Genomic DNA, 14,734 nt, shown 5'->3' with positions numbered 1-14,734 from the left:
AAGCAGAGGGGTCCTTTGCCCAAGTCGGGTCGTCTCCCCGGCGGACCCATTATACCGGCAGGAAATTGGCGCGGGTCCGGTCGGTCGCGGATCTTCGCGCACGAACGCACAAACTCATGCCCCGGTTCGTCCTTGAATATCTCGAAGGCGGTGCGGGACAAGAAGCCACGCTGGCAAGGGAGCGCCAAGCTTTTGCCCAATGGCGGGCCATGCCATTCACGCTTGCCGACGAGACGTGCCGCGACGTCTCCGCGAACATTCTGGGCCGTACCGCACCGCTTCCTCTCGCAATTGCGCCAACCGGCCTGAACGGAATTTTCAAGCGCAATGCTGACATCGCGCTCGCACAAGCGGCTGCCGATGCCGGCATTCCTTTCATCCAGAGCACCATGTCGAACAGCAGGATGGAAAATGTCGCGGCAGTGCCGGGGCTGAGACACTGGTGGCAGCTCTATGTCTTCGGCGGCGACGAGATCTGGCAGGAACTGGTGGATCGCGCGGAACGGGCGGGTTGCGAAGCTCTGGTGCTCACCAGCAACGCGCAAATCTTCGGGCAGCGAGAATGGGACGAGCGAAACCGCACAGCCGGCGGGTTTCCCAATCTTTCGGCACTTGTCGACGCTGCATGCCATCCGCGCTGGCTGGCGACGACATTCTCCCGCGGGTTCCCGGTGTTCCAAAATGTGATCGACTTCGTGCCGAAGGACCAGCGCTCCTTCTTCGATAGCGCGAACTGGATACGCGATCGGATGCGGAAATCACTCAGCTGGGAGGATTTTGCCAAGATCCGCGAGCGCTGGCGAAAGCCTCTTTTTCTGAAAGGGGTGCTCAACCTTGAAGATGTAACGCGCGCGATCGATCATGGCGTGGACGGGGTGATCCTTGGCGGGCATGGCGGCAGGCAGGCCGATTGGGCCATTTCGCCGCTCGATCTCTTGCCGCGCGCGAAAGAGATCGCCAAAGATCGGATCGCGCTCTATATCTCCGGCGGCGTTCGCCGGGGAAGCGACATCCTCAAGGCGCGGGCGCTCGGAGCGGACGCGGTGCTGTCCGGACGCGCCATGCTTTACGGTCTTTGCGCCCACGGAGCAGCGGGCGTCAGCCGGGCAATCGAGCTGCTCCGCTCCGAGATGGTGAACGAACTCGGCCAGTACGGTGTGCCGAACCTCGAAGCGCTTTCACCCGACCTGTTCGTGCATGAAGATCGTCTCCCGATCAGGACCAGCGTCTAATCGACGGGGAAGGCCATTGTCGATAGAAGCGCGATTTCGGCCGCTCGACTGTCAAGTCGGGTATGCTGGACCACGATCGGCACGTCGCTTTCGATGACGCTGGCATAGCTCGTATCGCGCGGCACCGGTTCCGGGTCGGTCAGGTCATTGAAGCGCATGTGCCGTGTCCGGCGGGCGCCGACCTCGATCGGATATGGCCCTGCCGGATCGCGATCGGTGAAGAACAGGGTGATCTGTATCTTAGCGGCGGTGCCGCCCGTATTGAGAATGCAGGCGGTCTCGTGGCTGACAAGCGCCTGATCGGCACCCACCATGCTGGTTCCAGGAATATAACCCTCGGCGATGACCCAGCGTCTCCGACCGATCGCGTTCATAATGCTGCTCCTGTGTTATTGAAAACCTTCGGTATCTCGGAACTCTAATTGGACACGTTTCGTTTCCGAAAGGCGGCGGATGGCACTTGGCTCAGGAGAAACTATGGCACAGTCGGTATCGCATTTTGTCTGGGAACGCCTTCACGAGTGGGGCGTGCGCCGCATCTTCGGCTACCCGGGCGATGGAATCAACGGCCTTGTCGGCGCGCTCGACGAGATGAAGGACAAGTTCGAGTTCGTCCAGGTACGGCACGAGGAAATGGCGGCTTTCATGGCTTCGGCTCATGCGAAATTTACGGGCGAGCTCGGTGTTTGTCTCGCGACCTCGGGGCCTGGCGCCTCGCATCTTCTGACAGGCCTGTACGATGCGCGGCTCGACCATATGCCGGTGCTGGCCATCGTCGGGCAGCAGGCGCGCACGGCGGTGGGGGCGCATTATCAGCAGGAACTCGACATGACGTCGATGTTCAAGGACGTGGCGGGCGCGTTCACCGGCTATGCCATGGTTCCGGCGCAGGTGCGCCACCTGGTCGATCGCGCGGTTCGGATCGCCAAGGGAAACAACCGCGTCACCTCGCTCGTCTTTCCCAATGATCTGCAGGAAGAGGAGATGGTAGATCCGCCACGCAAGCATGGGGCGCTGTTCTCGGGTGTGGGTTACTCAAGGCCGAGGGTCGTGCCCGCGCAGGACGATTTGCATCGGGCAGCCGAAGTTCTCAATTCGGGCAAGAAAGTTGCCATGCTCGTGGGTGCCGGCTGCAAGGGCGCGACCGACGAGGTCATTTCCATCGCGGATCGTCTTGGCGCCGGCGCGGCGAAGGCGCTGCTCGGCAAGGATGTGCTGCCCGACGACCTGCCATGGGTGACCGGATCGATCGGATTGCTCGGCACGAAGCCGAGCTACGACCTGATGATGGGATGCGATACCCTGCTGACACTGGGTTCGGGTTTTCCCTATTCCGAGTTCTTGCCGAAGGAGGGTCAGGCCCGCGGCGTTCAGGTGGATATCGAGCCCGAGATGCTCTCGATCCGTTTCCCGCATGACGTGAACCTCCAGGGCGATGTTGCGCTCACGATCGAGGCGATGCTGCCGTTGCTCGAGCAAAAAACCGACACCGCATGGCGCGACGATATCGCCAGTTGGAAAAAGGACTGGGAAGAAACCCTGCACGATCGTGCGATGGTTGATGCCAACCCGGTCAACCCGCAACGCGTCTTCACCGAGTTGTCGCCGCGGCTTCCCGATCGCGCCATACTTACAAGCGATTCCGGCTCCTGCGCGAATTGGTATGCGCGCGATGTCTATATGCGTCGCGGCATGATGGGCTCGCTCTCGGGCGGTCTTGCCTCCATGGGCGCGGGCGTACCGTACGCGATCGCTGCCAAATTCGCCCATCCCGACCGGCCGGTGGTCGCCATGGTGGGCGACGGCGCGATGCAGATGAACAACATGGCCGAACTGATCACCGTCGCCAAATATCACCAGAGATGGGCCAACCAGACCTTCGTTGTCTGCGTGCTCAACAACGAGGATCTCAATCAGGTCACCTGGGAGCAGCGGGTGATGGAAGGCAATCCCAAGGCCGAGATGACGCAGCGCGTTCCGGACGTTCCCTATCACAAGTTTGCCGAACTGATCGGACTGAATGGAATTTTCGTCGACAAGCCCGAGCACCTCGGTGCCGCGTGGGACGAGACGCTGTCGAGTGGGTACCCGTGCGTGCTCGAGGTTAAAACCGATCCGGAGGTTCCGCCGCTTCCTCCGCACATCAAGTTTGAGCAGGCCAAAGCTTTCATGACCAGCGCGATGAAAGGCGATCCGAACGAGACCGGCATGCTCGCAGGCGCGGCCAAACAGGTGATGAGCAAGGTCTTCGCGGACGATTGATGTCCGGCGATATCACCCATCGCGCCGCGCAATGGATCGCCGGAGGCGCGACCCTGGTCGCAGGCTCGGTGTTGTCCGATTCCGCGATCGAACATTATCGTGGTTCCTTCGCCAACAAAGCGATGTTCTTGCCGCTCGGGGCTTCGGCGCTCTCCATCGTTCACGATGGCAATCTAGCAGCGCGCGGTGCCAGAACTGGCGCAGTCGGATCATGGACGAGCGGCACTCACGCGGCCAGCGTGGGTGTCGGGGCGGCCGGTCTCGGCTTTCACGTGTACAATATCGCCAAACAACCGGGCGGCTTCAGCCTCGGCAATTTCTTCTACCAGGCACCCATCGGAGCGCCAGCAGCTTTGGTTTTTGCAGGCGCACTGGGTGCGGCCGCGCACGCGCTGAGTTCCGGAGCGTCGGCCCTCGGCCCCGTGCCTTTGCAGTCGGGGCGTGCACTCGCCGGTTTCACGGCTCTGGGCCTTGCCGGAACCGCCGGAGAGGCCGCGCTGCTGCACTTTCGCGGTGCCTACCACAATCCCGCGATGTGGCTGCCGGTGACGATCCCTCCAATGGCCGCACTCGCTCTGGCCCGAACAGCGCTCACCGGACGCGTGCACTGGGTAACCACCGCTTCGCTCGCAGCAACGGCGGCGCTAGGTCTGCTGGGCACGGCGTTTCACGCCTATGGCGTGTCCAGAAATATGGGCGGCTGGAAGAACTGGAGGCAGAATCTCCTGGCCGGCCCCCCGGTTGCTGCGCCACCCGCCTTCGCCGGCGTCGCGATCGCCGGGTTGGGAGCCCTGTTGCTGATCCGCAGGTTCTCCCGTGGCTGATCCGTTTTCTGCCTACGACGTGCTTGCCAAGCGCGATACGCCGAGCTGGAACGAGCGAACCAGAGACGTCATCGACAAGCGGCTCGCGCTTGCAATTGCCGAGAATGTCCTCGGCGATACCCAGTTGGCGACGCTTCGCGTGATCGTGGCGCGCGTTTGTCCGGATCCTCCAGATCGACCTGCGACCAACACTTTGGCGATGATAGTGCGCAAGATCGCCGAAGACGAAGGCGATGGCTACCGCCCGCATACATTGCCTCGCACGGCGGAATGCTGGCGTCGCGGTCTCGACGCGATCGAGGACGAAGCAAGGCTGCGCTTCAATTGCGGTTTTGCGAGTATTGAGCCCGACCAGGCGGACGAGATTTTGTACGCCGTTGAAAGCGGCAAGATGTGTTCGGAGCTCTGGGGAAACCTTTCGCCCGAGCTGTTCTGGAAGTGGCGTCTGCTCCCTGATCTGGTCTCCTCCCACTGGGCCCAGCCTTCGCTGTGGAGCGCGATGGGATTTGGCGGACCGGCATCGCCGCGCGGGTACGTCCGGCTCACCGAAAACAGACACGATCCGTGGGAAGCCTCCGAGGATGCCGCGACAAATTCGTCTCACGCTCTTTCCCAAGACCATGAGGAATAATCCGCAAGAGCACCCCCGCGCGCTAAACGGTAGAGCACCCGACGTGTTCACGCACGACGGCTGGGTGCCCATGCGCGACTATGGCGAGGACGCGGTCGATTTCGTCATTGTCGGTACAGGCGCCGGCGGCGGGACGCTCGCTTGCAAGCTGGCGGAAGCAGGGTTCTCGGTCATAGCAATGGATGCCGGAGCCTATTGGCGACCGCTGGAGGATTTTGCTTCTGACGAACAGGAGCAGACCAAGCTCTACTGGACCGACGATCGGATCGTCGATGGTGACGATCCCATCCACCTTGGCGCGAACAATTCGGGAAAGGCCGTTGGCGGATCGACCGTTCATTACATGATGGTTTCGCTGCGCTTTCGTCCCGAATGGTTCAACAGCCGAACGAAACTGGGCTACGGTGCCGACTGGCCGCTCGAGTGGCGCGAGATGTGGCGCTACTATCGCGAGGCGGAAGAGGCGCTGTGCATCTCAGGTCCGGTTCGTTACCCATGGGGGCCGCAACGGCCCCGCTATCCTTATCGCGCACATCCGCTCAACGCGCCGGCCAGATACCTTGCGCGCGGGGCGGAGAAACTGGGTATCGCGTGGTCGGAGACGCCCATTGCGACTTTGTCGGCGCCGCGGGGAAAAGCACATCCGTGTGTCTATCGCGGCTTCTGCGCTTCGGGCTGCACGACGAATGCGAAGCAATCGGTGCTCAATACCTGGCTTCCAAGGGCACTCGCTGCAGGCGCTGAAATCCGCGATCTGGCAATGGCCGGACGGGTAGAAACCAAGAACGGTCGGGCGACCGGTGTTCATTACTTCCGCAACGGCCAGTGGCGTTTCCAGTGTGCCCGGAACGTGGTGGTTGCCGGTTATGCGATCGAGACGCCCCGTCTGCTGCTCAATTCCTCCAGTTCGGAATTTCCCGACGGCCTCGCCAACTCTTCCGGCATGGTCGGCAAGAACCTGATGGTGCACCTCAATCAATCGGTTTTCGGATACTCTGGGGATGAAATCCGCTCCTACAAGGCGCCCCCGAGCCTGGCCCTTACCGAGCACTGGAACTATGAGGATCGCGGGAAGGACTATCACGGCGGCTGGTGTTACATGGCGCCCGGACCCTTGCCTGCCGACTGGGCCCGAACCGTCTCGGCGAAAGGCAAGTGGGGGGCCGGCCTCCTTGAGGAAATGTCCCGATACAATCACGCGGTCGGTCTCAAGATGGTGGGCGAAGTGTTGCCCTATGAGCGGAACCGCGTGTCCCTGTCCGAGCAGACCGATCGCTATGGCCTGCCGATCGCGCGCGTCACCTTCGGCTTCGGGGACAACGAACGGGCGATGCGTACTCACGCCCTCGATTTCATGGACCGGGCGCTCGACGCCGTAGGCGTGACCGAGCGCTGGCGAAACGAAGAGGAGACGGCGCACCTCATGGGCACGGCGAGAATGGGTGAGGATCCCGCCACAAGCGTGGTCAACGCGGACTGTCGCAGTTGGGATATTCCCAACCTTTGGGTGTGCGACGGATCGGTTTTTCCCACTTCCGGCGGAGTAAACCCGTCCCTGACAATTCAGGCCCTTGCCTGCCGCACGGGTGACCGGATCGCGGAACTTGCCGCAAGGGGAGAGCTTTAGTCGAACATGAAGAAAATACCGAACAAACGAAAAGTTGTTGTCGTAACGGGCGCCTCGGCAGGCGTGGGGCGGGCCACCGTCCGACGGTTCGCGCAGGAAGGGACGAGCGTCGGCCTCATCGCACGAGGCATTGATGGACTTGAGGGTGCCCGGAAGGATGTCGAAGCCGCTGGCGGGCACGCGCTGGTATGCCCATGCGATGTTGCTGATGCACAGGCCCTGGAGCAAGCGGCGGAAAGGATCGAGCAAAGCCTGGGTCCGATCGACATCTGGATCAACGCCGCGTTCGCCGGCGTCTTGTCGCCTTTTGCCGAAATGTCCCTCGAAGACTTCGAAAGGGTTACACGGGTCACCTATCTCGGCCAAGTCCATGGAACCTTCGCCGCCCTTCGCCGCATGATGCCGCGCAACCGCGGTTCGATCGTACTGGTCGGAAGCGCGCTCGCCTATCGCGGGATTCCTCTCCAATCAGCCTATTGCGGCGCAAAGCACGCGATCCAGGGTTTTCACGACTCGGTCCGGTCCGAGCTTATTCATGCCGGGTCGAAGGTCCGGATGAGCATGGTACAGTTGCCGGGAATTAATACGCCGCAATTCGACTGGATCAGGACAAGCATGCCCATGCGGCCGAAACCGGCGAGCCCTCCTTACCAACCCGAGATAGCCGCAGAAGCGATACATTTCGCTTCGACGTCGGGTCGAAAGGAAGTCAGGCTGGGATGGCCGACACTTCAGGCAATCTGGGGCGACCGGCTAGCGTCGCCACTGATGGACCGGTATCTCGCCAGAACCGCAATCGACGGACAGCAAACCGATCAACCCGTCTCACCGGACCGCAAGGACAATCTTTACGAGCCCGTGAAGGGAGATCACGGTGCGCACGGCTCTTTCGGCGAGAAGGCCAGGAAGAGCAGCAGCCAGCTTTGGATCACCAAGAACCGCCTTCCTCTTGCCATCGGCGGTGGTATCATGGCGCTGGCGGCAGCCGTCGCGGGCTTATGGCGACCCAGATGAAGGGTTTGGACGAACCTTCGTTTTTCCCGCCCATAGGTGAGTATGCCCTTATCGGAGACATGCAGGCATGCGCTCTGGTTTCCAGATTGGGATGCGTTGACTGGCTTTGTCTGCCCAATATCGCCGACCCTCCCTTGTTTTCCGGCGTTCTCGGTCGCTGGGGCGGGCGGTTCCGGATTGGGGCAGAAGGAGATTGGACCGTCGAGCGAGAATACCTCGACGACACCCCCATTCTTCGGACTTGCTTTATTCAGGAAGCCGCCTCCTTTTCCGTGACAGACTTCCTAGCCCTGCGCACGGAAGGCTTAGGAGGTCCGATCGAACCCGAGCGCGAATTGCTGCGCATAGTGGAAGTGGAATCGGGTTGCCCCAAGGTTGCCTTCAGTTTCGAACCCAGACCGGGCTTTGGACGTGACCCCCGGCTCCAACGACGGGGCAGAAACGCCTGGGCATGCCAGCACAGGGCCGATCTGATCCTCTTCCGTAACGATTTTTCCGTCTCTGAGGCCGACGATCGTCAGGTATGCGGAAGCGAACAGCTCAATGCTGGTGAAAAGCGTTATTTCTCGCTCTCCTTTTGCAGACGCGATGTCGGCGCAATTCCAGGTCTCGGCCCAGAATGCGAAACCAAGAAGAACGCCGCGCACGATTGGTGGAGCGCCTGGCTTTCGCAAGCCGAGTTGGGCGGTCGGTTCAACGAGGAAGTCAAGCGTAGTCTCGTGGCGCTGAGGTTGCTGACGAGCCGCGAGACCGGGGCTGTCGCGGCCGCGCCGACGACGTCCCTGCCCGAATGGATAGGCGCAAAGCGAAATTGGGATTACCGCTATTGCTGGATGCGCGATGCCTATTTCGTGCTGTCGGCGTTCATTCAATATGGCTTCAAGAACGAAGCATCGGGCTATTTCAACTGGCTCATGCACGCGACCGAGCAGGACAAGCCCGATCTGCGCCCCGTCTACGATATTTTTGGTCGCAGCGACCTCAAAGAGCAGGAAGTATCCCAATTGGAAGGGTACCGGAACTCGGGCCCGGTGCGGATCGGAAATGGGGCCAGTGGGCAGGTTCAGCTCGATAGCTATGGCTCGGTAATTCTGGCCGCGCGCTCGCTGGTCGAACACGGCGGTACGTTCGGGGTCTCGGAAGCGCGACGGTTGCGTGGCTTCGTGGAAACAGTCTGTCGTCGTTGGAAAGAGCCTGACAACGGCATCTGGGAAATGCGGCAGGGTCGGCTGCATCACCTGTATTCGAAAGCGATGTGCTGGGCGGCCTTGGACAGCGCCCTGTGGCTTTCGGACCGCAGCCCCCTAGAGATCAATCGGGACGCTGTGCATGCTGAACGCGCCGTCCTCGAGAAAGTGGTTTGTGTCTCCGGTTGGAATGAGAAGGGGCAGGCTTTTACAGGTGCCTTGGGACGCGAGCATCTCGATGCCAGCGTTTTGCTCCTTCCGAAGATCGGAATTATTAAAGCGGATCATCCTCACATGGTGGCTACATTCGAGAGGATCGATGCCGAACTGGCAAAGGGTCCCTTCGTCTGGCGTTACGATCCGGCGATCGACGGTCACGGGTCCCCTGAAGGAGCCTTCGTGGCATGTTGCTTCTGGGCCGTCGAATATCTTGCCATGGCCGGCAGGATGGAAGAGGCAGTAACAAGGTTGCAAACGCTCATCGATGCCGCCGGGGATTTGGGCTTGTGGTCCGAGGAATACGATCCGGAAACCGGACACATGCTGGGCAATATGCCGCAGGGCTTGTCCCACGCAGCTCTTCTCCATGCTGTTAGGGCAATCCATGGTGCAGGGAAAAGCAACAGTTGAATGGAATTCTTCAAGAGGTAGCCGCCAATTGGGTGGTAGTAGCCGCGTGGGGCCTCGTCGCTACCGCAGTCACGACCAGTGTGCTTGAAGGGGCCCAGCTCTTCGGTTTTTCCCGGCTGAGCCTTCCTTTCCTGTTCGGAACCTTTGTCGTGAGCAATCGGCGGCGCGCCATGATCTTCGGATATCTCCTTTATCTTGTCGGTGGATGGCTGTTCGCCTTCTTCTATGCGCTGCTTTTTTCCGCCCTCGCGACATCCGAATGGTGGGTTGGCGCTTTGCTCGGCATAGCCCACGGACTGTTTCTGGTCGCCGTGTTTTTACCGACATTGCCGATGATCCATCCGCGAATGGCTACGGAATACGATGCTCCGGGACCCGGACAGCGGCTCGAGCCTCCCGGAGCTTTTGGTTTGCATTACGGGAAGCTGACCCCAATCGCGACCGTCGCTTCCCAGACAGTATATGGGTGCATCATGGCTCTGGCCTACCCTGCCTAGGCAATAGGCGCTTGCGGAACCATTGGACCAAATCGGAGCATCGCACATCGCTCGCGGTTCTTCTACTAGCTCCTATACAGACTTTCGAAGTGAACGATTGCGCTACGCCGCATGGTCGTCACCGTTGCTCTTCAAATCGCGACCTTTTATCCAGCGATAGAACCGACGCGATGGCCGCTTCGCCTCTTCAGACGATGCAGTTCCCTGATTCGCGGCAGCAACCCCTGCCCCGTGCGAGTAGACGATCTCGCCGCCAAGCCAGGCCTGAACAACCAAGCCAGCCACAATCGCCCAAGCAAAGAGGAGATAGAAAATCGATGGTGAGCTTAGCGACCAGCGCCACACCGCGGCGACGATAAGTGCTATCATCAGAATCAGGCCGGATTTGAGGTGGAGATGGACAAGTTCATGCGTCTCGCGCGCAAGTTCGTTGCGGTTCATGTCCCAATAGCCGGTCCCCGCCGCCAGGATCGCGCCCACGGCGGCAATTGCTATCGTCCAGTAGGCTAGGGGGGCGAGGGAAGGTACGCCAAACACCAATGCAGCCGTTTCGGCAAGCACCGAAACCACTCCTAGCGCGATGGGATAGTGAACGATCGCGGGATGAATGGGTGGCATCGAGATAGCCCTAGGTTGAAGAAGAAAGGGAAGGATCGCATGCGCAGTCCATTCCGGCGCGCCCCTTGGTCTCGCTAATGACCGCCGGCCGATCCGAGGGTGGCATACTGTTCTTCGCTCATTTGCGGCATGTTCTTGACGAAAGCTGTGATATTCCAGAGAGCGCGATCCTCGTGCGTGCCTCCAAAGGCAGGCATGCCCGACGCCTTCACGCCGTGTTTTACCAGCCAGAACACTTCTTCGTCCGACCAACTCTTCGCGGCGTTTGCCAGCGCGGGAGGATGGGGAAGCATACCGGAACTCCATTGCGCTCGTCCTTCGCCGACGCCCCCGTGACAGTGCGCGCACATGGCCTTGTAATCGCCCGCGCCGGCCTCGACCATCGCTTGCGTGAATTCTGGAGCGTTCAGGTTGCTCGCACGGCTTTCGACAGAATTCGTCATCGAGGTGTCAAGCGCCCACTCCGTAATCGGGGTATGACCATCATCGGCAGCGACATTATACGCGCCCGTAAGCACGACGATCAGCGCGACAGTGCCGATGAGCAACAAAGTGCCTAGGGTTCCGAGCCCAAGACCTTTTTGGAAGCTCTTCATCATCAATCTCCAACGTCTGGCTACCTCCGGCGGCTGACCGGCGCGGCTCCCCGGGAACGGGATCATTTACCCCCGGGGATGCCGCGACCTATCCGTCGATGTCATTCTTCCCCTCGGGGCGAGATCAGTCTTCCGGAGCACTCTGTACTACCACTCGGCGCCTTCGAAACGGTCGGGCGAACGCAAATGCTCAAGGTGCGGTCAGCAAGAAACTCAAACCCATCAATGGCGGTCGAACTTATTCAACACTGGTTGACGATGAGGGTTCCGAAAGTTGCCTGCCGGACCGAGTACGGGTGCCCGAAAGCGAATGCGGAGCGGCTTCGTTCTCCCAACGCATTAGAAAGCCAGGGCGAGACTTGACTATTATTCTTCGCGAAACCGTCGGGCGCGCTCGACAAAGTGCTCCATCTGGGTGGCGGCATGCAAGGTAAGCGGATGCGGCTTCGCATCGGCACGCGGGGATATGAATTCCGCGATTTCTTCGATTGCTGCAAGCTGATCGGCGCTGGCCTTCGACAGAAGGCCGAGCACCATGTTCTCGAGCGCGATCACCCTGATGCGCAATTGGATGATCTCGGCATCGGAAAGCGGCGGAGTATCCCATTTTTCGCAATCGGCAGCGAGCGCTTCCTGCGGCCCGCAGCGCAATGCCCCACCTTCGTCTTCCCAGCGCGACAGCGCACCGGCTTTTCCCGTTTCCGACATATGCGGTTCCTTTCATAACCATCGGGGCGATCGTCTGCGCGATGCTCATATAGCACGAAGCCATGCCGGGAAGCGCCTGGCAAGCGACAGCGAAGCCGGGCAAACGGAACCCCGCGCGGGTTGGTCTTCACGCGGGGTTCCTGAACGGCCCCTTGGGGGCACCTGCGACCCGCAGGGCTTCGGGGGGAGGCGGGGCCGTCCTTTCCTGATCTTGCGTTGTTCGTTGGGATTTCTTGCCGAGGGTTTCTTCTGAATAGCCCAGTCACCGGGAAACGCGCCCGATCACATGCCTTCCATGTCGTGATCGGCCATCGAGGACATGTCATGGCCCGCATGGGGATCGGCGGGCAGGGTCGCCTCCTCGCTCTCGGGCTGCGCGGCCGTTGCCGGCGCAGCGGAGGTGGCCGTTGCGCGCGGTACCGGAGGAGCGGCTCCCTGTGACGCGGGTGTGGCGGCATTCCTTGTCGAAAGGGCGTCCTGCCGCGCGACCCCTGTTTCACCCTCAGAGGGAGACGCTGCCCGACCGCCAAGATTTTCTTCGGGTGCCGTGCCAGGCATCGCCGCAGCTTCGCCCATCGGCGAAACCTCCGAGGTCGGCGTGCTCTCCGGCGCCTGATCGCAAGCCGCTAGAGCAGGTATCAATGACGCGAGCGCAAAAGAGGCGATCGCTGACGTTTCCTTTGGAATTCGCATCTCATTCAACTCCTTCAAAACAGGGAAATGCCCAAATGGTGCGGGCCATGCGCGAGCTCGCCGCCAAGGAAGCCCTGTATGAGAACGAGTGCCGCCATGGAGAAGATAGATGCGCGCAACCACGTACGGCTTTGGCTTGGCCTGTTTGCGAGATAGGCCATTGCAATACCGAGAACCGCGATCAGCATCCCGTTCCATCGATGCACCTGCATGACGGTATCGCCGCCAAACCACAGCCCGGTGTGGATCCATCCGAACAGAGCCGCAACGACCGCGCCGATGGCCCCGCCGTAGACAAGCACGCGCACCGCACTTTCCAGGCCCGCTCCTTTCCGGCGCATCACGAACAATTCGGTGGCCGCAGCCATTAGAAACAAGGCGATCGGGAAATGGATCGTTGCCGGATGCAGCTTCTTCAGTACGGCCATAATGCCGGTTTCGCCCTCATCCGCATGGCCACCGGCCTCGTCATGGCCTCCGCCCGCTTCGTCGTGCGCGCCGGAGGACTCGCCCGCGCCTGCGGGCTCGCCCATCTGCGCCATGGCCGCCTGGTCATGCGCATCGCCATTGGTGGCCGCAGGCGCGGCGCTCGCCTCTTCGCCGTGTTTTTCGTCGCCATGAGCCTGAACGGGTCCGACGAAGAGCAGGCTTGCGGCGAGCAGCGCCAAAAATGAGGGGGCTTTCATGTGTCGTATGTCTCCCGGCCCGGCAGTTGTAGTGCGACCTATGTGCCTGATACGCACGGCAGCCGCGTGCCCCTCACATTAATTTGATCGTATTGGCGCGACAGAAGTGCGCCAGTGGCATCACGTCTGCTGGCGCCACCATCGCGATCGTCGAACGCATTCGGCTCTTGGCACCGGACAGCTTGCAGAATGGGCTTAGGAAGCCCGCCCACGCGAGCAAGCCTTTGGGCTCAAGCGAGCGTTCTCTTTCTTGCGCGGCGGCCCGGCCTCGGCATCCTGTTCGCCAGCAGGATAAAGCCCGACAGGGCTATGATCGTGCCGCCAATGCCGAACAGGAGCAGCCACCAACTGTTGATGCGATCGCGCTGGGTCCAGTCCATGATATGAAGGCCCCAGATGAAATCGAACAGTCGCCAGGTGTCGTTACGCGCCGCTCCGAGCGTGCCGCTGGTGGCATCGATGTAGATGCGCGTCGAAGCCTCGTCAGCATAGGTGACCTGCCAGGCCGGGAAAGGCCCGCGAAACTCGGTCCCGACCGGTTCGTGAACAATCCGTGCGCCTTCGATCGTCATTCTGGGTCCGGTCCATGCGCGCAAGGCGATGGATCTTGCCGTTTCAGCCGAGATGGGGGAGAGTTTGCGCCCCGTCACCGGATCATGCAGGCTCACGCTACCGTCAACCTTGCGGACCTCGGTCACGGCATCGCCGTTGAGCGAGCGCACCGTTACCGCTGCAAGAGTACCGTCGTTTACGACCCAGGCCGGGAGCGGGGCATCGGCGGGCAGCGTCTCTTGTTCACGCGAAACAACATGTTCGGAGCGAACTTCTTCCAGGTCGAGAAATGACATGAGGGCACCGGTTCCCATCCACAAGAGGACCTGGACACCGACGAAAATCGCCAGCCATTTGTGGATCTTGCTGCCGAGCACATGCAGGCGCAGCTTCAGCGACGGCGTTGCCAACCGGTGCTACCTCTTCGAAAGCCGTAATCAGTTGCGCGGCGCGCGCGACGAGGAATGGTACTGGACGATTCTCCACTCTTCCGCGTCATGAGCAAGCACCGATGTCGCCACGCCGTCGCGCTCGATCATCCGGCCATCGCTAAGTTCGATGCGATAGCCATACGTCTCGTAACCATAGGCCATATGTCCCATCCGGGTGACGGTCAGCGTGGGGTCGGAGAAGGTAAAGCTCACGATCGCGTCGAGCTCGGGGCCCAGATGGTGCTCCATGTAGTTGGCGAAGCTTCCTTCGGCCTTGCCATTCTCGAAAATCGCCGAATTCTCGGCGAAGAGAGCCCGCATCGCCTGCGCGTCGCGTGCTTCAAGAGCGGTGCGATAGGCCTTGAGGGCCTTCTCCGCGCCCGCGACATCGTCCGCCGAAGCGTCCATAGCCTGCATCTCGTGGCCGGCATGGGATGAATGAACCATCTGCTGCGCGACTGCAGCCGTAGGTATCAGCGCAAGAGCGAGCGCGGTCGATGCGATCCGTGTTAGAGTATTGGTCATTTCATCAAAATCCTAAGATCG

The 14,734-nt window shown here is 61.0% G+C and carries 16 protein-coding genes; 8 read left to right on the top strand and 8 right to left on the bottom strand.

Going from position 1 to position 14,734, the window contains the following annotated elements:
• Positions 1-116: 116 nt before the first annotated feature.
• On the top strand, positions 117-1,232 hold the full coding sequence (locus tag D2V07_RS14510) for an alpha-hydroxy acid oxidase (RefSeq protein WP_233548427.1): 1,116 nt from the start codon (positions 117-119) through the stop codon (positions 1,230-1,232).
• On the opposite strand, the gene D2V07_RS14505 is transcribed toward D2V07_RS14510, so the two are convergent.
• Positions 1,229-1,606 (bottom strand): sensory rhodopsin transducer, encoded by a 378-nt coding sequence (locus tag D2V07_RS14505; RefSeq protein ID WP_119587671.1) that lies wholly within the window; start codon positions 1,604-1,606, stop codon positions 1,229-1,231. The genes D2V07_RS14510 and D2V07_RS14505 overlap by 4 nt on opposite strands.
• Before the next feature lie 79 nt (positions 1,607-1,685).
• On the opposite strand from D2V07_RS14505, the gene D2V07_RS14500 reads away from it, so the two are divergent.
• From D2V07_RS14500 to D2V07_RS14470, 7 genes are read left to right on the top strand one after another with little or no spacing between them, the layout of a single operon-like run.
• A complete protein-coding gene (locus D2V07_RS14500; protein WP_325049027.1) occupies positions 1,686-3,494 on the top strand; it encodes a thiamine pyrophosphate-requiring protein in 1,809 nt (602 codons plus the stop codon).
• Positions 3,494-4,318, top strand: coding sequence for a hypothetical protein (locus D2V07_RS14495; protein ID WP_119587669.1), 825 nt, complete (start codon positions 3,494-3,496; stop codon positions 4,316-4,318). The genes D2V07_RS14500 and D2V07_RS14495 overlap by 1 nt, the downstream gene beginning before the upstream one ends.
• The gene (locus D2V07_RS14490) at positions 4,311-4,949 is read left to right on the top strand and encodes a gluconate 2-dehydrogenase subunit 3 family protein (RefSeq protein WP_119587668.1); all 639 of its coding nucleotides are present in this window, start codon (positions 4,311-4,313) and stop codon (positions 4,947-4,949) included. The genes D2V07_RS14495 and D2V07_RS14490 overlap by 8 nt, the downstream gene beginning before the upstream one ends.
• Before the next feature lie 43 nt (positions 4,950-4,992).
• Complete coding sequence (locus D2V07_RS14485; protein ID WP_233548425.1) at positions 4,993-6,576, top strand: GMC family oxidoreductase; 1,584 nt, start codon at positions 4,993-4,995, stop codon at positions 6,574-6,576.
• Positions 6,577-6,582: 6 nt separating this feature from the next.
• A complete protein-coding gene (locus tag D2V07_RS14480; protein WP_119587666.1) occupies positions 6,583-7,590 on the top strand; it encodes an SDR family oxidoreductase in 1,008 nt (335 codons plus the stop codon).
• Positions 7,587-9,407, top strand: coding sequence for a glycoside hydrolase family 15 protein (locus D2V07_RS14475; RefSeq protein ID WP_158586849.1), 1,821 nt, complete (start codon positions 7,587-7,589; stop codon positions 9,405-9,407). Before D2V07_RS14480 ends, D2V07_RS14475 begins: the two co-directional genes overlap by 4 nt.
• Positions 9,404-9,904: a hypothetical protein gene (locus D2V07_RS14470; RefSeq protein WP_199698805.1), complete on the top strand. Its 501-nt coding sequence runs from the start codon at positions 9,404-9,406 to the stop codon at positions 9,902-9,904. The genes D2V07_RS14475 and D2V07_RS14470 overlap by 4 nt, the downstream gene beginning before the upstream one ends.
• A gap of 102 nt (positions 9,905-10,006) precedes the next feature.
• On the opposite strand, the gene D2V07_RS14465 is transcribed toward D2V07_RS14470, so the two are convergent.
• From D2V07_RS14465 to D2V07_RS14435, 7 genes are all read right to left on the bottom strand, one after another.
• Positions 10,007-10,522 (bottom strand): DUF2231 domain-containing protein, encoded by a 516-nt coding sequence (locus D2V07_RS14465; protein ID WP_119587664.1) that lies wholly within the window; start codon positions 10,520-10,522, stop codon positions 10,007-10,009.
• Positions 10,523-10,596: 74 nt separating this feature from the next.
• Positions 10,597-11,121, bottom strand: a complete 525-nt coding sequence (locus D2V07_RS14460; RefSeq protein WP_199698804.1) for a c-type cytochrome — start codon at positions 11,119-11,121, stop codon at positions 10,597-10,599.
• 363 nt (positions 11,122-11,484) lie between these two features.
• Positions 11,485-11,826 carry a hypothetical protein gene (locus D2V07_RS14455; RefSeq protein ID WP_119587662.1) on the bottom strand — a complete coding sequence of 114 codons (342 nt, stop codon included), beginning with the start codon at positions 11,824-11,826 and terminating at the stop codon, positions 11,485-11,487.
• Positions 11,827-12,108: 282 nt separating this feature from the next.
• Entirely contained in the window at positions 12,109-12,402 is a 294-nt protein-coding gene (locus tag D2V07_RS14450; protein WP_147367002.1) for a hypothetical protein, read from the bottom strand.
• Positions 12,403-12,533: 131 nt separating this feature from the next.
• A complete protein-coding gene (locus D2V07_RS14445; RefSeq protein WP_119587660.1) occupies positions 12,534-13,205 on the bottom strand; it encodes a DUF2231 domain-containing protein in 672 nt (223 codons plus the stop codon).
• A 230-nt stretch (positions 13,206-13,435) separates the two neighbouring features.
• Positions 13,436-14,167, bottom strand: a complete 732-nt coding sequence (locus D2V07_RS14440) for a PepSY domain-containing protein (protein WP_119587659.1) — start codon at positions 14,165-14,167, stop codon at positions 13,436-13,438.
• Positions 14,168-14,194: 27 nt separating this feature from the next.
• Positions 14,195-14,713: a YybH family protein gene (locus D2V07_RS14435; protein ID WP_119587658.1), complete on the bottom strand. Its 519-nt coding sequence runs from the start codon at positions 14,711-14,713 to the stop codon at positions 14,195-14,197.
• Positions 14,714-14,734: the final 21 nt, after the last annotated feature.

Source organism: Aurantiacibacter zhengii, assembly GCF_003584125.1.
Classification (GTDB): Bacteria; Pseudomonadota; Alphaproteobacteria; order Sphingomonadales; family Sphingomonadaceae; genus Alteraurantiacibacter; species Alteraurantiacibacter zhengii.
Note: the sequence above shows the minus strand (reverse complement) of the source record. Positions and strands in the feature narration are given on the sequence as shown.